Source organism: Pseudomonas sp. LS_2 (genome assembly GCF_042709235.1).
Classification (GTDB): Bacteria; Pseudomonadota; Gammaproteobacteria; order Pseudomonadales; family Pseudomonadaceae; genus Aquipseudomonas.
Window position 1 is genome coordinate 69,070 of the sequence record NZ_JAVAYC010000002.1, and the last position, 21,798, is coordinate 90,867.

At 64.4% G+C, this 21,798-nt stretch carries 19 protein-coding genes; 15 read left to right on the forward strand and 4 right to left on the reverse strand.

Features of this window, described 5'->3' with window-relative positions; translation table 11 throughout:
• Positions 1–3: 3 nt before the first annotated feature.
• Positions 4–1,383, reverse strand: a complete 1,380-nt coding sequence (xseA, locus tag RAC97_RS02110; protein WP_375100433.1) for an exodeoxyribonuclease VII large subunit — start codon at positions 1,381–1,383, stop codon at positions 4–6.
• Between the two features lie 138 nt (positions 1,384–1,521).
• Between xseA and RAC97_RS02115 the strand changes: the two genes are divergently transcribed.
• Positions 1,522–2,286: an N-acetylmuramoyl-L-alanine amidase gene (locus RAC97_RS02115; protein WP_375100432.1), complete on the forward strand. Its 765-nt coding sequence runs from the start codon at positions 1,522–1,524 to the stop codon at positions 2,284–2,286.
• Here the strand turns inward: RAC97_RS02115 and RAC97_RS02120 are convergent.
• Positions 2,274–2,402 (reverse strand): LysR family transcriptional regulator, encoded by a 129-nt coding sequence (locus RAC97_RS02120; protein WP_375100493.1) that lies wholly within the window; start codon positions 2,400–2,402, stop codon positions 2,274–2,276. The two genes, RAC97_RS02115 and RAC97_RS02120, sit on opposite strands and share 13 nt — an antisense overlap.
• Before the next feature lie 97 nt (positions 2,403–2,499).
• Between RAC97_RS02120 and RAC97_RS02125 the strand changes: the two genes are divergently transcribed.
• The 8 genes from RAC97_RS02125 to proC all read left to right on the forward strand — a co-directional run bounded on the left by RAC97_RS02125 (position 2,500) and on the right by proC (position 14,234).
• Entirely contained in the window at positions 2,500–3,255 is a 756-nt protein-coding gene (locus tag RAC97_RS02125; RefSeq protein ID WP_375100431.1) for a TSUP family transporter, read from the forward strand.
• A gap of 45 nt (positions 3,256–3,300) precedes the next feature.
• On the forward strand, positions 3,301–3,858 hold the full coding sequence (locus RAC97_RS02130; RefSeq protein WP_375100430.1) for a sugar ABC transporter ATPase: 558 nt from the start codon (positions 3,301–3,303) through the stop codon (positions 3,856–3,858).
• 96 nt (positions 3,859–3,954) lie between these two features.
• Complete coding sequence (gene guaB / locus RAC97_RS02135; RefSeq protein WP_375100429.1) at positions 3,955–5,424, forward strand: IMP dehydrogenase; 1,470 nt, start codon at positions 3,955–3,957, stop codon at positions 5,422–5,424.
• 79 nt (positions 5,425–5,503) lie between these two features.
• Positions 5,504–7,081 (forward strand): glutamine-hydrolyzing GMP synthase, encoded by a 1,578-nt coding sequence (gene guaA / locus RAC97_RS02140; protein ID WP_375100428.1) that lies wholly within the window; start codon positions 5,504–5,506, stop codon positions 7,079–7,081.
• Between the two features lie 352 nt (positions 7,082–7,433).
• Positions 7,434–8,141 (forward strand): GntR family transcriptional regulator, encoded by a 708-nt coding sequence (locus RAC97_RS02145; RefSeq protein WP_375100427.1) that lies wholly within the window; start codon positions 7,434–7,436, stop codon positions 8,139–8,141.
• A gap of 355 nt (positions 8,142–8,496) precedes the next feature.
• Positions 8,497–11,880 (forward strand): molybdopterin-dependent oxidoreductase, encoded by a 3,384-nt coding sequence (locus RAC97_RS02150; protein WP_375100426.1) that lies wholly within the window; start codon positions 8,497–8,499, stop codon positions 11,878–11,880.
• A 61-nt stretch (positions 11,881–11,941) separates the two neighbouring features.
• Positions 11,942–13,369 carry a short-chain fatty acid transporter gene (locus RAC97_RS02155; protein WP_375100488.1) on the forward strand — a complete coding sequence of 476 codons (1,428 nt, stop codon included), beginning with the start codon at positions 11,942–11,944 and terminating at the stop codon, positions 13,367–13,369.
• Positions 13,370–13,439: 70 nt separating this feature from the next.
• The gene (gene proC, locus RAC97_RS02160; protein ID WP_375100425.1) at positions 13,440–14,234 is read left to right on the forward strand and encodes a pyrroline-5-carboxylate reductase; all 795 of its coding nucleotides are present in this window, start codon (positions 13,440–13,442) and stop codon (positions 14,232–14,234) included.
• A 119-nt stretch (positions 14,235–14,353) separates the two neighbouring features.
• Here proC and RAC97_RS02165 read toward each other — a convergent pair whose 3' ends face one another.
• Positions 14,354–15,295, reverse strand: a complete 942-nt coding sequence (locus RAC97_RS02165) for a DMT family transporter (protein WP_375100424.1) — start codon at positions 15,293–15,295, stop codon at positions 14,354–14,356.
• Positions 15,296–15,401: 106 nt separating this feature from the next.
• On the opposite strand from RAC97_RS02165, the gene RAC97_RS02170 reads away from it, so the two are divergent.
• The 3 genes from RAC97_RS02170 (at position 15,402) to RAC97_RS02180 (ending at position 18,426) form a co-directional block, all read left to right on the forward strand.
• Entirely contained in the window at positions 15,402–16,253 is an 852-nt protein-coding gene (locus RAC97_RS02170) for a LysR family transcriptional regulator (RefSeq protein ID WP_375100423.1), read from the forward strand.
• 65 nt (positions 16,254–16,318) lie between these two features.
• Positions 16,319–17,251 (forward strand): AraC family transcriptional regulator N-terminal domain-containing protein, encoded by a 933-nt coding sequence (locus tag RAC97_RS02175; RefSeq protein ID WP_375100422.1) that lies wholly within the window; start codon positions 16,319–16,321, stop codon positions 17,249–17,251.
• Between the two features lie 119 nt (positions 17,252–17,370).
• On the forward strand, positions 17,371–18,426 hold the full coding sequence (locus RAC97_RS02180; protein ID WP_375100421.1) for an aldo/keto reductase: 1,056 nt from the start codon (positions 17,371–17,373) through the stop codon (positions 18,424–18,426).
• A gap of 12 nt (positions 18,427–18,438) precedes the next feature.
• On the opposite strand, the gene RAC97_RS02185 is transcribed toward RAC97_RS02180, so the two are convergent.
• Positions 18,439–19,326 carry a LysR family transcriptional regulator gene (locus RAC97_RS02185; RefSeq protein WP_375100420.1) on the reverse strand — a complete coding sequence of 296 codons (888 nt, stop codon included), beginning with the start codon at positions 19,324–19,326 and terminating at the stop codon, positions 18,439–18,441.
• Between RAC97_RS02185 and RAC97_RS02190 the strand changes: the two genes are divergently transcribed.
• Genes RAC97_RS02190 through RAC97_RS02200 form a run of 3 tightly spaced genes read left to right on the forward strand, consistent with a single transcriptional unit; the run spans position 19,317 to position 21,760 of the window.
• Positions 19,317–20,228, forward strand: a complete 912-nt coding sequence (locus RAC97_RS02190) for an NADPH-dependent F420 reductase (RefSeq protein WP_375100419.1) — start codon at positions 19,317–19,319, stop codon at positions 20,226–20,228. The two genes, RAC97_RS02185 and RAC97_RS02190, sit on opposite strands and share 10 nt — an antisense overlap.
• Before the next feature lie 30 nt (positions 20,229–20,258).
• Positions 20,259–20,957, forward strand: a complete 699-nt coding sequence (locus tag RAC97_RS02195; RefSeq protein ID WP_375100418.1) for an NADPH-dependent F420 reductase — start codon at positions 20,259–20,261, stop codon at positions 20,955–20,957.
• A gap of 35 nt (positions 20,958–20,992) precedes the next feature.
• Positions 20,993–21,760, forward strand: coding sequence for an SDR family NAD(P)-dependent oxidoreductase (locus tag RAC97_RS02200; RefSeq protein WP_375100417.1), 768 nt, complete (start codon positions 20,993–20,995; stop codon positions 21,758–21,760).
• The last annotated feature ends 38 nt before the right edge of the window (positions 21,761–21,798 follow it).

The following is a 21,798-nucleotide window of genomic DNA, read 5'->3' on the forward strand; positions in this document are numbered from 1 at the left end:
GTGTCAGTCCAGAAGCGAAAGGGTGACCGGGGTCTGGTGGTTGTCTTCGACCCGCACTTGCAGCTCGCCTTCGTTGAGGCGGGCGGTCAGGCGTTGGCCGTTGCGGGTCTGGGCGGCGCTGCGAATGGCCTGGCCGCGCTCGTCAAGCAGGATGCTGTAGCCGCGCGCCAGGGTGGCCAGCGGGCTGACCACTTGCAGCGTCTGCAACTGGGCCTGGAAGCGTTGGCGGCGATCCTTGAGCACTTCGCGCATGGCCCTTGGCAGACGCTCGGCGAGGCTGTCCAGGCGCTGGCTCAACAGTTTCAGGTGGCGTCCTGGATGCTGCGCGGCCAGGCGTGTGTCCAGACGGGCCAGTTGCTGGTGGCGTTGCTGCATGGCCAGCTGGAAGGCCCGACGCAGGCGCATGTCCAGGTCGTCCAGGCGCTGGGCCTGTTGGCGCAGGCGCTCGCCGGGGTGGCGCAGGCGCCGGGCCAGGCCTTCCACGCGCAGTTGGTCGTGGGCCAGGCGGCTGCGAATGCGTAGCAGCAGGCGCCGTTGCAGGCTGTCGAGGCGCTGTTGCAGGCCGCTGTTGTCAGGGGCCAGCAGTTCGGCGGCGGCGGAGGGCGTCGGTGCGCGCACGTCGGCGACGAAATCGCTGATCGACACATCGGTTTCATGGCCCACGGCGCTGACGATCGGCGTCACGCAGGCGGCCACGGCACGGGCCACGGCTTCTTCGTTGAAGCACCAGAGGTCTTCCAGCGAGCCGCCGCCACGGGCCAGGATCAATGCATCGAAGCCGCGGCTGTCGGCCATTTGCAGGGCGCGCACGATCTGCCCGATGGCTTCGCGGCCTTGCACGGCGGTGGGGATCAGGTTGAGTTCGACCTGCGGGGCGCGGCGCTTGAACACGCTGATGATGTCGCGGATCACCGCGCCCGTGGGCGAGGTGATGATGCCGATGCGCTGCGGGTGCGCGGGCAGCGGGCGCTTGCGTTCGGTGCTGAACAGCCCCTCGGCGCCGAGCTTTTCCTTCAAGGCTTCGAACGCCAGGCGCAGGGCGCCGTCGCCAGCAGGCTCCACGGCGTCGACGATCAACTGGTAGTCGCCGCGGCCCTCGAACAGCGAGACCTTGCCACGTACCTTCACCGCCAGGCCATCGCGCAGGGCTTGGCGTACCCGTGCGGCATTCTGGCGGAACAGCGCGCAGCGCACCTGGGCGCCGCTGTCCTTGAGGGTGAAATAAAGGTGGCCGGAAGCTGGGCGGGCGAGGTTGGAGATCTCGCCTTCCACCCACACGCTGCGAAACACGTCTTCCAGCAGCACGCGGGCGCGGCCGTTGAGCTGGCTGACGGTGAGGACCTCGCGGTCCAGGCCGAGTCGTTCGAAAGGGTCTCTGATCATGGCGGGCATCATAAAGGAGCCGTCGCGCGGATGCACTGTGTCGGCTGCTCGCCCATCCGGCGGTGGGAACATTTCCGGCTTAAGACCCTGATACCTGGCGATGCACCCTGGGCACCTGATCCCATGAAGAGGTTCGCCATGTACCCCATAGATGCCCACACCTACCGGTCCACAGCTTTCAACCGTCGGGTGCGATTCCTGGTACTCCATTACACCGCCATCAATTTCAACGGCTCGATCAATGCGCTGGCCAATGGCAGCCAGGTCAGTGCCCACTACCTGGTTCCCGACCCGTCCGATCCGAGCTTCGCCAGTGCGGGCTTTGAGACGATGCGCACCTTCAACCTCGTCGACGAGAACGAGCGCGCCTGGCACGCGGGCGTCAGCGGCTGGGCCGGACGTAGCAACCTGAACGATACGTCGATTGGGATCGAGATCGTCAACCAGGCATCGGTGAGCAATGGCCAGTTCGTGTTCCCACCCTATCACCCCCAGCAGGTGGAAGCCTTGATCGAGCTGGGCCAGGCGATCCTGCAGCGTTATCCGGACATCACGCCGACCCAGGTGGTCGGTCATAGCGATATCGCCATTGGCCGCAAGAGTGACCCAGGTGCCGCTTTTCCCTGGCTGGCCCTGCATCAGGCCGGTATCGGTGCCTGGTATGACGAGGCGCGCAAGGCGCATTACCAGCAGCGGTTCGCGGGCGGTCTGCCGCAGATCAAGATCGTCCTCGACAAGCTGCGCCGGTACGGGTACAGCTTCCCGACAAGCCCCGATCCGACCCAAGTGCGGGCATTGCTCAGGGCGTTCCAGCTGCATTTTCGACCGAGCAACTTTGACGGTGTGCTGGATGCCGAGACCGCGGCGATCGCCTTTGCCCTGGTAGAGCGCTACATGCCGTGAGTGTCTGGTGGCGAGCGCAGGGCGTCCAGTAGCTTTCTCGCAAGCGCCCCGGCGGCGCTGAAACTGCCGGCCTCGGCAATTTCGACGAAGTAGCGCAGCTGGCGGATCGAAGTCATGTCATGCCTTTTTGAGGTGGCTCATGGCGTAAAGGCATATTAGTCGGCATGGCTTGTCGCTGGCTAATCTTCAGCGGTCTTTCAAGGAACTGCCCTGATGCTCGCTCAATTGTCGTTTTCCCCGCTCGATTGGCTGCCCATCCTCTTGGGGGTGGGCGTGGCCTATATCGTCTTCGGCATCGCCGGTTTCGGCACCGCGCTGGTGGCCGGGCCCGTGCTGATCCATTTCATGCCGTTGTCACGGATCATCCCGCTGCTGGTGCTGTTGGATTTCGTCGCTGCCTTCGGCAACCTCCTGCCCTCGCGGCGTGACGTGGTACGCGGCGAGCTGCTGCGCCTGCTGCCGTTCATGGCGCTGGGGTGTGGGCTGGGGGTTGCGTTCCTGCTACGGCTCAAGTCTGACCTGTTGCTGCTGTTGATGGGGCTGTTCGTCACCGCCTACGCGCTCTACAGCCTGGCGGTGAAGGTGCGTCCGGCACATCTGGCCGGCGCCTGGGCGGTACCGATGGGCACCGTGGGCGGGCTGTTCGGCGCGCTGTTCGGCAGCGGCGGCTTCCTTTATGCGATCTACCTCAATGCGCGGCTGGAGGCCAAGGAACAGGTCCGCGCTACCCAGAGCGCGCTTATCAGTTGCAGTACCGTGGTGCGCCTGTTGTTGTTCCTGTTGGCCGGGGTCTATGCCGACAGCAGCCTGTTGCTGCTCGCCGCCTGCTTGCTGCCGGTGATGTTTGTCGGCCTCTGGATAGGGCGAGGCCTGGCCATGAAACTGTCACGCGAAGCCTTCGTGCGCTTGGTCACCTGGCTGGTGCTGGCCAGCGGCCTCGCGCTGATCGGTCGCTACCTGGGCGGCTGAACGGTAGAATTGCCCGATTACCGCAGTTCGCAGGCCGTCCCGTTCATGAACATCCAGAGCATCATCGTTCCCAAACTGTCCACCGTGCCGGTGCACGAAGCCCGCGCCCGGGCGATCCTGCGCTGGCTGGTGCGCGAGAAAGTCGTCGAGGAGCAATTGACCACCTGCGGGCGTACCGGCAACCGCATGGGCCACGCCCTGGCCGAGGGTGCGCGCAAGGTCGCGCTGCACCCGGAAAAACTGCCGTTCGGCGAGCTGGCCAATGGCCTGGAAGTGGTGCTCAAACGCTGCATCTACACGCCCACCGAGGGCTTTATGGAAGAAGCCGGTTGCCCAGAGTGCCGACGCGAAGTAGGCGAGCCGTTGTTCGAAAGCCTTGAAGAATGGATGCCGGGGGTGAGCGACAACTTCACGTGCCCTCTGTGCGGTTTCGAGGACGACATCAACGGCTTCCTCTACCTGCAGCCCTGTGCCTTTTCCAACCTGGGGTTCATCTTCAACAACTGGGGCGAGGCCGGTTTCACCCAAGCCTTTCTCGACAGCTTCGCCGACTGGCTCGACCAGCCGGTGGCGGTGGTGCAGGTCAAGCTGGCCAGGCCCTGACCGAAGGCCCTTATTTCGCGTTGATTTGCATTGAGTGGCGTGCCGTGGATGAGTATAATGGCGCGCTTCCATTTTTCCCGCCCGGGAGCCCCCGCGATGCTGCGTATCAGCCAAGAAGCCCTGACCTTCGACGATATCCTCCTTGTACCTGGCTACTCCGAGGTACTGCCCAATGAAGTCAGTCTCAAGACCCGTTTGACCCGTGGCATCGAGCTGAACATTCCCCTGGTCTCCGCCGCCATGGATACCGTCACCGAAGCGCGCCTGGCCATCGCCATGGCCCAGGAAGGTGGCATCGGCATCATCCACAAGAACATGACCATCGACCAGCAGGCCGGCGAAGTACGCAAGGTCAAGAAGTTCGAGGCTGGCGTGGTCAAGGACCCGATCACCATCGACGCCGACGCCACCGTGCGCGACCTGTTCGAACTTACCCGCCTGAACAACATCTCCGGTGTTCCGGTGCTGGAGAACGGTGACCTGGTCGGTATCGTCACCTCCCGTGACGTGCGCTTCGAAAGCCGTCTGGAAGCCAAGGTGCGCGACGTGATGACGCCGAAAGAGCGCCTGGTCACCGTGCGCGAAGGCGCCGACAAGAACGAAGTCCGCGAGCTGCTGCACAAGCACCGCCTGGAAAAAGTGCTGATCGTCGACGACAAGTTCAACCTAAAGGGCATGATGACCGTCAAGGACATCGAGAAGGCCAAGGCCTACCCGCTGGCGAGCAAGGACGACCAGGGTCGCCTGCGCGTCGGTGCCGCGGTCGGTACCGGCAAGGACACCGGTGAGCGCGTTGCCGCCCTGGTCGCCGCCGGCGTCGACGTGGTGGTGGTCGACACCGCCCACGGTCATTCCAAGGGCGTGATCGACCGCGTTCGCTGGGTGAAGGAGAACTACCCGCAGGTGCAGGTGATCGGCGGCAACATCGCCACCGGCGCTGCCGCCAAGGCCCTGGCCGAAGCGGGCGCCGACGCAGTCAAGGTCGGTATCGGCCCTGGCTCGATCTGCACTACTCGTATCGTCGCTGGTGTCGGCGTGCCGCAAATCAGCGCCATCGCCAACGTCGCCGCCGCCCTTGAAGGCACTGGCGTACCACTGATCGCCGACGGCGGCATCCGCTTCTCCGGTGACCTGTCCAAGGCCATCGTCGCTGGCGCCTCGTGCGTGATGATGGGTTCGATGTTCGCCGGTACCGAAGAAGCGCCGGGTGAAGTCGAGCTGTTCCAGGGCCGCTCCTACAAGGCCTACCGCGGCATGGGCTCGCTGGGTGCCATGGCGCAGGCGCAAGGCTCCTCCGACCGTTACTTCCAGGACTCCTCGGCCGGTGCCGAGAAGCTGGTACCGGAAGGTATCGAAGGCCGCGTACCTTACAAGGGCGCCCTGGCCGCGATCATCCACCAGCTGATGGGCGGCCTGCGTTCCTCCATGGGCTACACCGGCAGCGCCACCATCGACGAGATGCGCACCAAGCCTGAGTTCGTGCGTATCACCGGTGCAGGCATGGCCGAGTCCCATGTACATGACGTACAGATCACCAAAGAAGCCCCTAACTACCGCGTAGGCTGAGGCTTCCAGCTACAACCCAAAGCGGGGCTGTCACGAACAGCCCCGCGTCGTTTCCGATTTCCACTGACGAGATTGAGTCATGGCCCTCGACATTCACGCTCACCGTATCCTGATCCTCGATTTCGGTTCCCAGTACACCCAGCTGATCGCCCGCCGCGTGCGCGAAATCGGCGTGTACTGCGAACTGCACCCCTTCGACATGGACGATGAAGCGATCCGCGAATTCAACCCGCGCGGCATCATCCTGGCCGGTGGCCCCGAGTCGGTTCACGAAGCCAACAGCCCGCGTGCACCGCAGGCCGTGTTCGACCTGAAGGTGCCGGTGCTGGGCATCTGCTACGGCATGCAGACCATGGCCGAGCAGATGGGCGGCAAGGTGGAAGGTTCTGACCTGCGTGAGTTCGGCTATGCCCGTGTCGATGTGGTCGGCAAGAGCCGCCTGCTCGACGGCATCGAGGACCATGTCGACGACGACGGCGTGCTGGGCCTGGACGTGTGGATGAGCCACGGCGACAAGGTTACCCAGATGCCAGGCAACTTCCATGTTCTGGCCAGCACTCCGAGCTGCCCGATCGCTGGCATGTACGACGACGCCCTGGGCTACTACGGCGTGCAGTTCCACCCGGAAGTTACCCACACCAAGCAGGGCGGTCGCATCCTGTCGCGCTTCGTGCAGGACATCTGCGGCTGCGAGGCCCTGTGGACCGCTTCGAACATCGTCGAAGACGCCATTGCCCAGGTGCGTGCCCAGGTCGGTTCGGCCAACGTGCTGCTGGGCCTGTCCGGCGGTGTCGACTCCTCGGTGGTCGCTGCGCTGCTGCACCGCGCCATTGGCGACCAACTGACCTGCGTGTTCGTCGACAACGGCCTGCTGCGCTTGCACGAGGGCGACCAGGTGATGGCCATGTTCAAGGAGAACATGGGCGTCAAGGTGATCCGCGCCGATGCCGAGAAGCAGTTCCTCGACAACCTGGAAGGCGAGGCCGACCCTGAGAAGAAGCGCAAGATCATTGGCCGTACCTTCATCGACGTGTTCGATGCCGAGGCCAGCAAGCTGGAGAACATCCAGTTCCTCGCCCAGGGCACCATCTACCCCGATGTGATCGAGTCGGCCGGCGCCAAGAGCGGCAAGGCCCACGTGATCAAGTCGCACCATAACGTCGGTGGTCTGCCGGAGGAAATGAACCTCAAGCTGGTCGAGCCGCTGCGCGAACTGTTCAAGGACGAGGTGCGCAAGATCGGCCTGGAGCTGGGCCTGCCGTACGACATGGTCTATCGCCACCCGTTCCCAGGCCCGGGCCTGGGCGTGCGTATCCTTGGCGAAGTGAAGAAGGAGTACGCCGACATCCTGCGTCGCGCCGACCATATCTTCATCGAAGAACTGCGCAAGGCCGATTGGTACCACAAGACCAGCCAGGCCTTCGTGGTGTTCCAGCCGGTGAAATCGGTGGGTGTGGTCGGCGATGGCCGCCGCTACGCCTGGGTCGTCGCGCTGCGCGCCGTCGAGACCGTGGACTTCATGACCGCCCGTTGGGCGCACCTGCCGTATGAGCTGCTGGAGACTGTCAGCGGTCGTATCATCAACGAGATCGACGGCATCTCGCGAGTGACCTACGACGTGTCGAGCAAGCCGCCTGCGACCATCGAGTGGGAATGATCCCGCGTCCGGCATAGACCGGCATCAAGTGGTAAGGAATACCCCGGAAGCCCGCGTAATTGCGGGCTTTCGGCTTTTTGGGCCTGGCAAGTTCGGGTAGCGTTTGAATCGCCAGGCACGCTGTCGGGAAACGGCTGCACGAGAACGTTACCGATCACAGGACAAGCATCTGATCAGTCGAAAGGTGGCATGAGCCGCCCCCCTGGTTTCACAGCGCCTCAAGGTATTGAATGCACTTGGCATCCCTACCATGCGACATGAGGCGAAGAAGGGCCTGCCTGCTCAACGCCGGGACAGCCTCCGCCGTCATCGGTACAATCCCGGCATCGCTGCGCCGCCAGGAGCCCCAGGAATGTCTTCCCTCGCGAACCCATCAACCCCAACGCCACATTGGAACCCTGACGCGCACGCGGACGGCAACCTGCGTGAGGCTATCGTGCAGCACATCCGCATCGGCATCGTCTCGGGCCAGATCGCGCCCGATGAGTTGCTCACCGTCCCGAGCCTTTCGAAATCGCTCGGCGTCTCTACCACGCCCATTCGCGAAGCCCTGCTGGAACTGAGCAACGCTGGGCTGATCGAGCCGCGGCGCAACAGGGGGTTCCGCGTTTGCAGCACCTCGCCCAAGGAACTCGAGGATCTGTTCAGCATTCGCGCCCAGCTCGAGTCCTTCGCACTGTCGTTGATAGAGGGGTGTTCCGAACAAGAGGAAGCGGAACTGCATCGGTTGGCCAAGGACGTGCAGGCGAGTGTCGAACAGGGGGACACGGTCGGTTATGTGATGACGGACCGGGCGTTCCACCAGCGCCTCGTCTCGCTGGCCGGTAACCCCAAGCTGACCCAGCTCATCATGGACCTGCGAAACAACATGCGCCTCTATGGCATAGAAACGCAGGCGGGCCGCGAGCGCCAGTCGAAGTCGGTGCAGGAGCATTTCGAGATGATCCGGCTCATCTGCGATGGCAAGAGCGCCGTGGCCGCCGAACTGGTGAAACCGCACATTCTCGATTGGCAGCCGATCTTCCTCGAAGCGCTCAAAGATGCCGGCGGAGCAGCGTGAAGGAAGGCGAGTCGCGTAGGTAACTTCTCCCCCTTTTTGGCCCAGGTAGCGAGATCGGACGGCGAACGTCCGTAGGCGCCGCGATGCCATCTGAAACCCTAGCGGTCACTGCCTTTCGACAGCTACCACGTCGAACCAATGTCACCATTGTTTCCAGCAAGCGTTACCGCTCTACACGAGTAGCGCGCTACTCGTGTGCCAAAAAATCCTCTTGATCGCGTGAAGTGCACCATTTGCGCGCATTTATGGGTCTATTTACGGTCTGGATCGTGCTGATTTCAGTGGGCACGAGTTGTGCTAGGTTTTAAGTAGCGCGTGACGCTTTACTTATTATCAGCCTGTGAGTGCCTGCCCGATGGACCAAATGATCAGGGGTTACTGCACCCTGTGCCGCTCGCGATGCGGATCCATTAACCATGTTCGAGACGGCCGACTGGCCGAGGTCAAGCCGGACCCGGAACATCCCACCGGCGGCGCCCTCTGTTCCAAGGGCCGCTCGGCACCGGAGCACATCGAAAGCCACCTGCGGCTTACCAAGCCATTGCGGCGTCTCACGCCGAGGGGCGAGGGGGCACCACGCTGGGCGGAAATCACCTGGGAAGAAGCGCTCGACCAGATCGCCGCCCGGCTGCTGGACACCCGCGCCCGCCGAGGTGCCGAGGCGGTGGCCTTCGCGGTTACCACGCCGAGCGGCACGCCCATGGTGGACAGCTACGAATGGGTCGAGCGGTTCGTACGCAGTTTCGGCAGCCCCAACCTCATCTATGCCGTGGAAATCTGCGGCTGGCACAAGGATTACGCGCACGCCCTCACATTTGGGCGCGGCATCGGCGTGCCGGACCTGGAGCATGCGGACACTATCGTCCTGTGGGGGCATAACCCGGCGCGTACCTGGCTGGCACAAGCTTCACGGGTCGCTGCGGCGCGTCAGCGGGGTGCGCAGGTGGTGGTGGTCGACCCCAAGTCCGATGGCTCCGGGCAACAAGCCGACTTGTGGATGAACATCCGCCCCGGCGCAGATGCGGCGCTGGCGCTCGGCGCCATCCGGCATTTGCTGGCGACTGATCGCTTTGATGCCGAATTCGTCACACATTGGACCAACGCCCCTCACTTGGTCGATGTGGACAGCGGCATGCTGCTGCGGGGCACGGATATCGGGCTCGAGCAAGGCTTGCCCCTGGTGATACCGGTGGGTGATGACCCGTCCACTCCCAGCCTTGCCACGTGCGCTGCACAGCAACCCAGGCTCAGGGTGCAAGGCCAGCTTACCGATGCGAGCGGTCGGGTGCGCCGGTACGCCTCGGCGTTGCTTCTGCTGGAACGCTCGGTCGCGCCTTACGACGTCGAGCACGTGGCGCACCTGACCTGGATAGACGAAGACAAGATCAGGGCCTTCAACGCCCTGTTCGTCGACTCCCCCCGGTTGGTCTACCACACCTGGACCGGCGTCGGTCAGCACGGCAACGCCACCCAGACCGAGCGGGCCATTGCGACCTTGTACGCTTTGACCGGCGCCTGCGACCGCAAGGGCGGCAACCTGTGGACGGTGGCGCCGCCCTGGCGCGTGATGAACCATTACCCGTCGCTGCTGGGCGAGGGCCAGCGGCACAAAGCGCTCGGCCTTGAGCAGATGCCCCTGGGGCCGCCCAGCCTTGGCTGGATTACCGCCAGGGATTTCGCCCGAGCCGTCCTGGAGCGGGCGCCGTACGCGGTCACCGACCTGGTGTCGTTCGGCACCAACCTGCTGGTTTCCCAGGCCGACACCGCCCGCAACCAAGCGGCGTTGCGGGCGCTGGAGTTCCATGTGCATGTCGACATGTTCATGAACCCTGGCGCGGAAAATGCCGACATCGTGCTTCCGGCCAGCATGCCCTGGGAGCGCGAAGCGCTGCGCTGCGGCTTCGAAATCTCCCAGGCGGCGGTGGAACATATCCAGCTCAGGGCAAAGATGCTGCCCACCCTTGGTGAATGCCGGTCGGACATGGAGGTCGTCTTCGACCTGGCGACCCGGATGGGCCTGGACGACGCCTTCTTCGGTGGCTCCATCGACGCAGCCTGGAACCACCAGTTGGAACCGCTCGGGGTGACAGTGGACGACCTGCGCGCACGGCCGGAAGGCATCCGCTTTCCCCAGCCGTTTCGCTACGAGAAGTACCGTGCAGAACACGACGCGTGCGCCCCGCCAGGTTTCAAGACACCCTCGCAACGGGTCGAGCTGTATGCGGAAACCTTGCTGAATATTGGCCAGCCGCCACTGCCGGTGTTTGCCGAAGTTCATGGCTCGCCCTTGAGCGATAGCGCCGACCCCGCTTATCCGCTGGTATTGTCCACCGCCAAGTCGGGGTGGTTCGTGCATTCCTCGCACCGGCATATTCCTTCGTTGAGGAAGAAGTCGCCCACGCCACGGGTGCAACTGTCCGCTGTATTCGCCGAGCGCAACGGCATCGCCGAGAACGATTGGGTTGCGGTGCACACGCCGGGCGGACATGCGTACCTGCAAGCCACCCTGGACGCGCGCCTGCACCCGCAGGTGGTAATCGCCGACTTCGGCTGGTGGCAGGGCTGCGAGCCCCTCGGGCTTGGGGTGCCCAGCGGCATCGGCAGCGGCTCATCGAGCATCAACGCGATTCTCAGCGACGCACACCGGGACCCGGTAAGTGGCTCAGTGCCACTGCGCGCTGTGGCCTGCAACGTGACGCGGGCCACCGCGCTCAACGAAGGGCGCTGGGTCGGCTACAAGCCGTTTCGCCTGGCGGCCCGGCGCCAGGAATCGGCGGACGTCATGCGGCTGGTGTTCGCACCTGAGGACGGGGCGGCGATGCCCGATTTCCTGCCCGGCCAACACATCGCCGTCAAATTGCCGGGCGAGGACCTCAAGCGCTTCTATTCGTTGATCGGCCCGAACGAAGGCAGCCAGCGCCTGGAAATCGGCGTACGCCTGGCCCAGATGCCCGGCCAGCCAGATGGGCTGATGTCCACCCGGCTGCATGAACTGCCCTTGGGCGCCAAGGTGGAGCTCACCGAACCGGCCGGAGTGTTCGCCATGCCGGTAGTGTCTCGACGCCCCCTGGTGCTGATGGGCAGCGGCATCGGTATCACGCCGTTCCTCGGCTACCTCGAGGCGCTCGCCCTCAGCGACCGGCATCCCGAGCGCGTGCTGCTCATCAACATCTGCCGCAACGGCCACTACCATCCCTTCAAGTCGCGAATCGCCGAACTGGCCGCGAAGCTGCCCTGTCTCGAACTCATCACGGTGTATTGGGAAGCGCTGGAAAGCGACCGCCTGGGCGTGGACTTCGATCATTGCGCCGGGCCGGACTTCGCATGGATCGGCGACGACCTGCTGAGCGCCCGCCCGCTGGCCTACCTCTGCGGCTCGCCAGTGTTCCTTGAAAGCACCCGAGCGGGATTGCGCGCGCGCGGGTTCGCCAACCACGACATCTTCGACGAGACCTTCAGCGTCGAAACCTCGGTGCCGACCGACCTCGCGCCGCAACCGATCATCGTGGCGGGGGAGGACGTTACGTTCCCCTGGGAGCCCGCGTTCGGCACCCTGCTCGATGCCGCCGACCGCGCCAAGGTCGCCCTGCCGAGCGGCTGCCGGGTCGGCCAGTGCGAAAGCTGTTCGGTGAAGATCGTCTCAGGACGAGTGACCCACCTCGGCGCGTACGACGGCCCTGCCGACAGATGCCTGACATGCCGCGCCGTACCCCTCGAGCCACTGACCATCAGCCGATGAACCCTCTGCCCAACCATAACGCTATCGCAGGTGCCCCATGACCGCATCCACTAGTACGCAGATGAACCAAGAAGCCAAGGCAGGCTTGATCGAACGCGCTTCACAACGGATCGTGCACTATTCCGAGAGGTGGTTTCCCGACGCTTACGTGTTCGTCGTAGCGGCCTGTGCATTGGTCGCTCTCGCGGCGCTGCTCAACGGCGGTAAGCCCACCGAGATCAGCAAGGCGTTCTCCGAGGGGTTCTGGAGCATCATCCCCTTCACCATGCAGATGGCGTTGGTGGCGATCACCGGTTATGTGCTGGCGATGTCGCCGCCCATCGCCTGGTGCCTGCAACGCCTGGCAGGCATTCCCAAGACCTCGCGTGGCGCGGTGATGTTCACGGGTGTGCTGAGCCTGGTGCTGTCGCTGGTCAACTGGGGGCTGAGCCTGATCTTCTGCGGGTTGCTGGTGCGGGCCATGGCCCGGCGCACCGACCTGCGGCTCGACTATCGTGCCGCGGGCGCCGCCGCCTACCTGAGTCTCGGCTGCGGCTTCACCTTGGGCATGAGCTCTTCGGCAGCGCAGCTCCAGGCGACCCCCCAGAGCATTCCCAGCTCGCTGCTGCCGATCACCGGCGTGATCGGGTTCGACCAGACCATTCTGACCTGGCAGAACCTCGTGGTGATCCTGGTCGTGACGGGCCTTTCCGCATTGATCTGCTACCTGACCGCGCCCAGTGAGGCACGGGTCAAGACCGCCCAGGACCTGGGTATCGATGTCGGTGAAGACCACATGCCGAAGTTCCAGCGGCAGCGCCCCGGCGATTATCTGGAGCACTCGCCGATCCTCACGCTCATCGTCGTGCTGCTGGCGGCGGGGTGGCTGTGGGAGACCTTCAAGGACGGCAACCCGCTGATCAAGCTGTCCCAGCTCAACGCCTACAACTTCGTGTTCCTGTTGCTCGGCCTGTTGCTGCACTGGCGCGCGCGTAGTTTCCTGGAAAGCTTCGCCAAGGCGATGCCGAGCATTTCCGGGGTGCTGCTGCAGTTTCCGTTCTACGGCGGCATTGGCTACATGCTGACCAAGGTCGTGGGGGTCGACGGTCACACGGTGTCCGATGTCATCGCCCATTGGTTCGTCAGCTTTGCCAACGACCCCGGTACCTTCTCGTTCCTGGTAAGTGGCTACTCGGCGTTTCTCGGCTTCTTCATTCCCTCGGCCGGCGGCAAATGGGTGATCGAAGCCCCGTATATCATGTCAGCCGCCAACGACCTGCAAGCCCACCTCGGCTGGACCCTGATGGTGTACAACATCTCGGAAACCCTGCCGAACTTCCTCAACCCGTTCTGGATGCTGCCGCTGCTCGGTATCTTGCGCCTGCGCTCGAAGGACTTGATCGGCTACACCTCGATCCAGTTCGTCTTTCACTTCCCGGTGATGATCATCCTTGCCACGCTGCTGATGTCGACCTTCACCTACACGCCGCCGGTCATGCCAAGCCCGTGACCTGATACACCACCCACGCCGGGCGCAAAGGGTAACCCAGCGGGTCCGGCACACACGCAGGAGGATCGACATGAACGCACTTTTCATTGGTTATGGGCGCATGGGTAGCGCCATCGGCGAGGCGTGGTTGGCGGCAGGGCTGGTCGACGGCATCAGTGTCGTCGACCCTCACCTGGCCGCGAGCGACAGCATCACCCTCTACAAGCAGGTAACGGAACTTCCGCCGATCGTCTTCGACCTGATCGTGGTCGCGGTCAAGCCTGCCTACGCGTGCGAGGCGCTGGCCGCATTGCCCGACGCAGCGTGCGCAGGCGCGGCCGTCGTCTCGGTCGCGGCGGGCATTACCAGCGCAAGCCTCGTGCAGGCACTGCGCGGTAGAGCTACGGTGGTGCGTGCCATGCCTAACACTCCGGTGCTGGTGGGCGAGGGTTGCACGGTGTTGTACGCCGACAGCGCTATCGGCGAGCAATGGCGTGAAACAATAACCCGGCTCTTCGCGGCGGTTGGCAGCGCCCATTGGGTGCAGCATGAAGCGCTGTTGAATGCGGTAACGGCCGTCTCCGGCAGTGGGCCAGCCTACTACCATCTGTTCAGCGAAGCCCTGGCTGCAGCCGGCGTGCGCCTTGGGCTGCCACCTGAATTGGCCGCCCGCCTGGCGGCGCAAACCGCGCGAGGGGCCGCAGCCCTGCAAACCCAGGATGGCGCCGATTTCGCGTCATTGCGCCGCGCGGTCACCTCGCCCAACGGCACCACCGCAGCGGCGATAGCGGTGTTCGAAAAGGACGCCTCATTGCGTGAGCTGGTGGCTAGGGCTGCGACGGCTGCCTGCCGACGTTCCGAAGAATTGGCCGCTAGCGGTACCTGAGCAAGCGCCCAGACAAGTCTGGCAATGATCCGCGGCAGGATCGTCGAAAGGCATGCTGCCGCGTGGTTGATTGAGGTTTATCACCGATCGATTTCGTCCCAGAGCGCCGCAACGCCGCGTCAGGACGACGCCCGCTCTGACCTTACCACCATCCAAATTCCCACACCCGATACGCCTGTGCCCACCAGCATCAACCACGACAGCGGCTCACCGAACATGGCCCAGGCCCATAGCAACGTCACTGCCGGGCTTAGGTACAGCACGCTGGCCACGCGGGTGGGCGAGGAGCGGCGCAGGCAGATCCAGTACAGGCCATAGCCGCCGAGCGTGGACACCGCAGCGGTCCACAGCACGCTCAAGGCGAATCCGCTGCTCGCTACCGGCATCAAGCTGCCCTCCAGACTCGCCAACCAAGCGAACACCAGCGCCGAGACCACGCACTGCAGCCACAGGTAGGGCAGCATCCCCAGGGACACGTCGGAGTGCGCTTGCTTCTGCCATAGCGTCGCCACCGCCAGCGACACCATGCCCAGCAGCGGCAGGGCATAGGCCCACGTCGGCGCATTGCCCCACTCCAACGCATCGCGCGACACCAGCAGTACGCCCAGCAACCCAATGACCAGCCCGGCCCAGCCACGCCAGCCAAGTCGGTTGCCGGGCAGCAGTAGCGCCAGCAATGCCGTGCCGAGCGGCAGCAGATCAGCGATCAAGGCCGCGAGCCCTGCGGGAACGCCAAGTTCGATGCCTTTGACCACGCCCGCCAGGTAGCCCGCCATTGCCAGCAAACCGATGCCGGCATGGCGTAGCAGCACAGCGGGGGAGGCGCGGCGCAGTGGCGCCATGGCCCAGGGCAGCAGCACGACCGACACCACCACGCAACGCCAGAACACCACCAGGAATGCGGGCGCATGGTCGATGGAGAAGCGCGCGCCCACGAAGCCCGAGCTCCATGCCAGCACCAGCGCTGCTTCCAGTACCAGCAGCGGAATGAAGACCCGCGCCCCGCGCAATCCAGCACGCGTGGCGCCACGGTCTACCGCGGGAGCATCTGTGTCGGACATGGGCACCTCTCTGGTCGGCAAGGCCTACGAATACCTTGACCTTAAGGCCATGCGCTGGTTGGATAAATCAAAATCTACTTACCTTGTGGTTCAGGAAATCGAAACCATGAATCAGGTTCTGGATATCGAACTGTTACGCACGTTCCAAGCCGTCGCCCAGCTCGGACAGTTCCGCGCTGCTGCCGAGCATGTCCACCGCAGCCCGGCGGCCATCAGCATGCACATCCAGCGGCTCGAGGCCGTTGCCGGTGGCCGCTTGCTGGAGCGCGACAACCAGTCGGTCAGCTTGACGCCGCTGGGCCGCCGGTTGCTGGCCGCAGCGGGCGACCTGCTGGGCCGTCACGACAAACTGTTGGGCGAACTGCACGGCACTCACCTGGCCGGGCATATCAAATTGGGGGTGCCCGACGAATACGCAGTGCACGTCATTCGCGATGTACTGCCGTTGTTCGCAACCACCTGGCCCAACGTGATGCTGGATGTGGCCACCGCCCCCAGCTTTACCCTGCGCCGGCAAGTCGAGCGCGGGCGACTGCACCTGGCGGTGGTAGTGCAGCCAATCGGCCCGACTGCTTCGTCCCAGGCCCTGGCGACTACCACGCCGGTATGGGTCGGCAGCGGCCTCCTGGCGGCGGAACTGCCCGATCCGATTCCCCTGGCGTTGCATGCGGCGCATTGTTCGTACCGCGAAGCCATGATCGCTGCGCTGGATCAGGCGGGGCGGGCTTGGCGGGTGGTGTTGAGCAGCCCGTCCAGCCAGGCTGTGGAAGCCTGTGTCGAAGCAGGCTTGGGCGTGAGCCTGATCGACCGTTCGCGGATTACGGCAGGTATGCGGATATTGGACGAACTTCCGTCCATCGCTGCGCACGAAGTGGTATTGCTGCGCGCCAGAGCAGCACTGGAAGACCCCGCAGCGAACCTGCTGAGCAGCATCCTGCGCAAGCACTTGCGACTCTAGATATTGGCGCGGCGACGGATTTGTGTACGATTGATCACTGCGCTGCCCAATCCCGGACTTATGCGATGAGCACTCACGTTCAAGCCCCTGAATTGCCCACCAGCCGTGCCGAGATCACCGCGGCGCTCGCCGATATCGCCAGCCGTTATGCACCGGTCGATGGCGAGCATCCGATGGCCGCTATCCCGGCATTGCACTTCCTGCGCTACTCGACGCCGGGCAAGGAGCAGGCGGCCTTCGCCAAGGTGTCGCTGATCTTCGCAGCGCAAGGCGCCAAGACCGTGTTCGCCGGCAACGCCGCCTACTACTACGATACCGAGCACTGCCTGGTGACCTCCATCGACGTGCCGGTCACCGGCCGGGTAGAGCAGGCCAGCCGCGAGCGTCCCTATCTGTGTTTCTACCTGCAGATCGACCTGCGGCAAGTTGCCGAGCTGGTCGCCGCGTATCAGCTTGCGCCGCCGGAAGCGCCGCAGCACGACGTGGGTATCAGCGCTGGCGAGTTGCCGTTGGATGTTCTGGAAGCCGCCTACCGCCTGGCCAAGCTGCTGGACACCCCCAAGCACATCCCGGTGCTGGCACCGTTGATCGAGCGGGAAATTCTCTACCGTCTGCTGATGAGCAGCCAGGGCATGCGCCTGCGCCAGGCGTTGGTCGCCGACAGCCGCACCTTCAAGGTCAACCGCGCGGTGGAGTGGATCAAGGCCCATTACGACGCGCCGCTGCGCATCGACGAACTGGTGCGCCACGCCAACATGAGCGTGTCTTCGCTGCACCAGCATTTCAAGGAAGCCACCGGCCTGAGCCCGCTGCAATACCAGAAGCGCCTGCGCCTGTTCGCGGCGCGCAGCATGATGCTCAAGCAACCCCGTGATGTGGGGCTGGTGGCCGGTGCCGTCGGTTACGACAACCTCTCGCAGTTCCACCGCGAATACAAACGGCTGTTCGGCTTCCCGCCGCTGCAGGATGCCAACCGGCTGCGCGCCGAAAGCAACTGAGCCTTCGATTCGGATTTTTGTGCAGCGCTTTCGTTGGAACATGCAACGCAAGCACGCCCTGGCGCCGAATACTTTCTCCATGCAGTCACTTCACCATCGCGACCGCAGGGAGAACCCTCATGCAATACAAGACTCTTGGTAACACCGGTTTGATTGTCTCGCGCCTGTGCCTGGGCACCATGACCTTCGGCGACGGCTCGGGTATCTACAGGCACATCGGTGGCGCGGGCCAGCAGGACGCCGACCAATTGGTTAAGACCGCGCTCGACAGCGGCGTGAACTTCTTCGACAGCGCCGATGTGTATTCAGGGGGGGCCAGTGAACAGGTGCTGGGCCAGGCGTTTCGCAACCTTGGCCTGGCCCGCAGCGACTATGTGCTGGCCACCAAGGGCTACATGCGCATGGGGCCGGGCCGCAACGATGTGGGGGCCTCGCGTGGGCATATCATGAATGCGCTGGAGGCCAGCCTGAAACGCCTGCGCACCGACTACATCGATCTCTACCAGATCCACGCCAACGACCCTCTCACGCCGGTCGAGGAAACCCTGCGCGCGCTCGACGACCTGGTGCGCCAGGGCAAGGTGCGCTACGTCGGCGTGTCCAATTGGCAAGCCTGGAAGATTGCCCGTTCGCTGGGTATTTCCGAGCACCGCAACCTGTCGCGCTTCGAGACCGTGCAGGCCTACTACTCGCTTGCCGGGCGCGATGTGGAGCGCGAGATCGCGCCGATGCTGGAGGCCGAGAAAATGGGCATGCTGGTGTGGAGCCCGCTGGCGGGCGGGTTGCTGTCCGGCAAGTTCAGCCGCGACAACCAGAAGCCTGGCGACTCGCGGCGTAGCGAATTCGACTTCCCGGTGGTGGACCGCGAAAGGGCCTGGAACGTCATCGACGTGCTTTCGCCTATCGCCCAGGCCCACGGTTGCAGCCCCGCGCGCGTGGCGCTGGCCTGGTTGCTGTCGCGCTCGGTAGTCACCTCGGTGATCGTCGGCGCCAAGCGTGTCGAGCAGTTGCAGGACAACCTCGGCGCAATCGACCTGCAACTGAGCGCGGAGGACTTGCACCGACTGGACGAGGTCAGCAGCCTGCCGCGTGAATACCCAGGCTGGATGCTCGAGACCCAGGGCGCCGACCGCCTGGGGCCTATCGACCTGTGGTCGAAGGTGTCAGCCTCCTGAGGCGCACCCGGCTCAGCCGAACGCGGCCAGGCTCAGGTCGACGAAGCTGCGCACTTTCGGGTCCATGTAGCGGCTTGAGGCGAACAGCGCATGAACCGGGGCGGGCGCTTCGGCCCAACCGGGGAGTACCTGGCGCAAGCGACCTTGCGCCAGGTGCGGCTGCGCCACGAACTGCGGCAGTTGCGCCACACCTAGGCCGGCCAGCGCCAGGTTGTTCGCGGCGATGATGCTGTTGACCGCACAGCGCGGCGAAGTCGTGATCTTTTCGCTGGCCGCGCCATTGAGCAGGTGCCAGTGGGCGCGACCACGCAAGGTCTTCATGATCAGGTCGTGCTGCATCAGGTCACTGACGGCCGCCAGCACCGGGGCTTGCTCCAGGTACTCGGGGGAGGCGTAGAGGCCGTAGTCGACCTCGCCAAGCCGACGCGCGCTAAGGCCGGAGTCTTCAAGGCTGCCGACGCGGATCGCCACGTCGAACCCTTCGTGGATGATGTCCACCAGACGGTTGGTGTACTCCACTTCTACCGTCACCTTTGGCGCCTGTCGCAAAAACGCCGCGATCCAGCGGTCCACGACCAGCGGGCCGAACTCCGACCCCGCGGTGATCTTCAGCAACCCCATGGGCTCGCGAGACTGCTGCGCCACCGCGGCCTCCGCTGCTTCTGCGGCGCTGAGGATGCACATGGCGCGTTCGAAATAGTCGCGACCGACTTCGGTCACGCTCAGGCGCCGGGTCGAGCGGGTCAGTAACTGTGCGCCGAGTTTCTCTTCCATGCGCCGGACGATGCGGCTGACCCGCGCCTTGTCCGTGCCCAGGCGGTCGGCGGCTTGGGTGAAGGATCCGTCGGTCACGACCGCGGCGAATACGCGCATTTCTGGCAAGTCGATTGATGTTTTCATGGACAACAGTATTTGACTTTTGCCTGTATTTATCAATATTCGAGGCAATTCTACAGTGGGCCACCTGTTATCGATCCCCTGTAGAAGGACCCCGCAACATGACACAGACCATTGGCATCATCGGTTCTGGCCTCGTCGGCAAAGCCCTCGCGCACCTAGCCATTGCGGCCGGGTACAAGGTCGTGATCAGCAACTCGCGCGGCCCCGAGTCGCTCGCGGAACTGGTTGCAAAGCTGGGCCCACAGGCCCGCGCCGCCACTGTCGAGGACGCGATCGCGGCTGCCGACATCGTCTCGCTCTCTTTGCCGCTGGCGGTGTTCGAGGAGCTGCCCAGCGATGGTTTCGCGGGCAAGGTGGTGCTCGACCAGACCAACTATTACCCCGGCATCGGCGGGTTCCGCCGGGCAGATCTGGACAACGGCGAGCTGACCTCCAGCGAGCTGGTACAGCGCCACCTGAAGGGCGCGAAGGTGGTCAAGGGCGTGCACAACCTGGGCTGGATCCACATGCAGCACAATGCCCGGCCCAAGGGCGATGCCGAACGCACGACCTTGCCGATCGCTGGCGATGACGCGACGGCCAAAGCCGCAGTGACCCAGTTCATCGAGACAATTGGCTATGAGGTGGTCGATGCCGGCGCGCTCGCCGACAGCTGGCGCATCGAACCCAATACGCCGATCTATTTCTGGCCCTACGCGCCTGCCCTTGCCGACGGCTTGAGCGAGGAGGAGGCCAAGCGCGCCTACCAGAAAAGTGGCAAGCCCCTTTCCCGAGAAGCTGCACGGCAGCTGATCGCCACGGCGCAGCGCCCGTCGCCCATCGGCGGCACGCTGGAGGGCATGCCGCCGATCCATATCGCCCTGTTCCTCGAGCAGGCCAGCGCGGCGACTGTCCAGCGTTGATACCCAGGCAAGCATAGGAGCGGCCAAGCTATGAAAGTAGGAATTCTCAATACCGGCAACATCGGCAGCCGCCTCGCCCGGGCCTGGTCCGGTGCCGGCCATGAGCTGCTGCTGGCCAAGGACGGCGAGGCGCGCAAGCTCGCCCCGTTGCTGGCCGAACTGGGCGGCCGGGCCCGGGCGGGCTCAATCGATCAGGCAGCGAGTTTCGGTGAGGCTGTGCTGTTCTCGGTGTACTGGCCGCGCACCGATGCAGTGATCGAGGCCGTAGGCGATGCGCTCGACGGCAAGGTGGTGATCGAGACCATGAACCCGCTTGGCGTGACCGAGGCCTTCGAGCACTTTCACGATCACGCCTTCATGCGTGACAACTCCACCGCCGAGTACCTGCAACAACGGCTGCCCCGCGCGCGCGTGGTGAAGGCCTTCAGCCTGCTGCCTGCCCCTGTACTGGAGGCCGGGGCCTGGGCGCAATCGGCGCTCAAGCCCAACGTGTTCTACGTCACCGACGACGTCGAGGCCGGGCAAGTGGTTCGCCGCCTGATAGAGGACGCAGGCTTCACGCCGGTCAACGCCGGCCCGCTGAAGGTCGCCCGGCAACTGGAGCAGCTCGGCGTTTTGCTGCACCAGGTTGCCGCGCACGAATATGACGGTGACGTCGACCTGATCCGCCTGGGCATCACCCTGCTGGAGGCCAACCCAGGCCCGGTGATGCGCGAGCGGGCGGTCTGATCTCAGCTTGCAAGTCGTTCACTCAGGAGTTTGCAATGTCACGTTCACTGGTTGGAAAAACCGCCCTGGTCACGGGTGGCTCGCGGGGCATCGGTCGCACCATCGCGGAACGATTGGCGAAGGAGGGCGCTACTGTCGCCCTGACCTACAACACCAGCAAGGACGCCGCCGAGCAGGTCGTCGCTGGCATCGAGCAAGCCGGTGGTCGAGCCTTCGCCCTGTATGCCGACCTTGTCGATGCACAGGCCATCCCAGCCTTGTTCGAGCGGCTTGATGGCGAGTTGATCGAGCGTACCGGCAGCAACGCCCTCGACATCCTCGTCAACAATGCGGGCAACGCCGGCTGGGGCGGCCTGGCGGATGCCACGCCGCAAAGCTGGGACACGATCATCGCCGTGCATGCCCGCGCGCCGTTCTTCGTGGTGCAGGCCGCGCTCGCTCGGCTTGCCGACGGGGGGCGCATCATCAACATCAGCTCCAGCGTCGGCACGCGAGCCATGGCGCTGGTGCCGGTGTACTCCATGGCCAAGGCCAGCATCAACAACCTGACCCAGGCGCTGGCCAAGGAGCTGGGCCCGCGGGGTATCACGGTCAATGCCGTGGCACCGGGCTGGGTTCGTACCGACATGAACACCGCCGTGCGCGAGAGCGCCGAGATGGTCGCGGCCATCGAGGCCGATACGCTCCTTGGACGTTTCGGGGAAACCTCCGATATCGCGGCGGTCGTCGCGTTTCTGGCCAGCGAAGACGGCCGTTGGGTGACGGCCCAGGTGATCGAGGCCAGCGGCGGTTACCAGCGCTGACCCACCGCGCTCGGTGGCAGTGCAGGGGCTGCTCGCCA

Bases quoted from the DNA above. Each gene is read 5' to 3' on its own strand.
- xseA (WP_375100433.1), bottom strand. From the start codon at position 1,383: ATGATCAGAGACCCTTTCGAACGACTCGGCCTGGACCGCGAGGTCCTC.
- RAC97_RS02115 (WP_375100432.1), top strand. From the start codon at position 1,522: ATGTACCCCATAGATGCCCACACCTACCGGTCCACAGCTTTCAACCGT.
- RAC97_RS02120 (WP_375100493.1), bottom strand. From the start codon at position 2,402: ATGACTTCGATCCGCCAGCTGCGCTACTTCGTCGAAATTGCCGAGGCC.
- RAC97_RS02125 (WP_375100431.1), top strand. From the start codon at position 2,500: ATGCTCGCTCAATTGTCGTTTTCCCCGCTCGATTGGCTGCCCATCCTC.
- RAC97_RS02130 (WP_375100430.1), top strand. From the start codon at position 3,301: ATGAACATCCAGAGCATCATCGTTCCCAAACTGTCCACCGTGCCGGTG.
- guaB (WP_375100429.1), top strand. From the start codon at position 3,955: ATGCTGCGTATCAGCCAAGAAGCCCTGACCTTCGACGATATCCTCCTT.
- guaA (WP_375100428.1), top strand. From the start codon at position 5,504: ATGGCCCTCGACATTCACGCTCACCGTATCCTGATCCTCGATTTCGGT.
- RAC97_RS02145 (WP_375100427.1), top strand. From the start codon at position 7,434: ATGTCTTCCCTCGCGAACCCATCAACCCCAACGCCACATTGGAACCCT.
- RAC97_RS02150 (WP_375100426.1), top strand. From the start codon at position 8,497: ATGGACCAAATGATCAGGGGTTACTGCACCCTGTGCCGCTCGCGATGC.
- RAC97_RS02155 (WP_375100488.1), top strand. From the start codon at position 11,942: ATGAACCAAGAAGCCAAGGCAGGCTTGATCGAACGCGCTTCACAACGG.
- proC (WP_375100425.1), top strand. From the start codon at position 13,440: ATGAACGCACTTTTCATTGGTTATGGGCGCATGGGTAGCGCCATCGGC.
- RAC97_RS02165 (WP_375100424.1), bottom strand. From the start codon at position 15,295: ATGTCCGACACAGATGCTCCCGCGGTAGACCGTGGCGCCACGCGTGCT.
- RAC97_RS02170 (WP_375100423.1), top strand. From the start codon at position 15,402: ATGAATCAGGTTCTGGATATCGAACTGTTACGCACGTTCCAAGCCGTC.
- RAC97_RS02175 (WP_375100422.1), top strand. From the start codon at position 16,319: ATGAGCACTCACGTTCAAGCCCCTGAATTGCCCACCAGCCGTGCCGAG.
- RAC97_RS02180 (WP_375100421.1), top strand. From the start codon at position 17,371: ATGCAATACAAGACTCTTGGTAACACCGGTTTGATTGTCTCGCGCCTG.
- RAC97_RS02190 (WP_375100419.1), top strand. From the start codon at position 19,317: ATGTTTTCATGGACAACAGTATTTGACTTTTGCCTGTATTTATCAATA.
- RAC97_RS02185 (WP_375100420.1), bottom strand. From the start codon at position 19,326: ATGAAAACATCAATCGACTTGCCAGAAATGCGCGTATTCGCCGCGGTC.
- RAC97_RS02195 (WP_375100418.1), top strand. From the start codon at position 20,259: ATGAAAGTAGGAATTCTCAATACCGGCAACATCGGCAGCCGCCTCGCC.
- RAC97_RS02200 (WP_375100417.1), top strand. From the start codon at position 20,993: ATGTCACGTTCACTGGTTGGAAAAACCGCCCTGGTCACGGGTGGCTCG.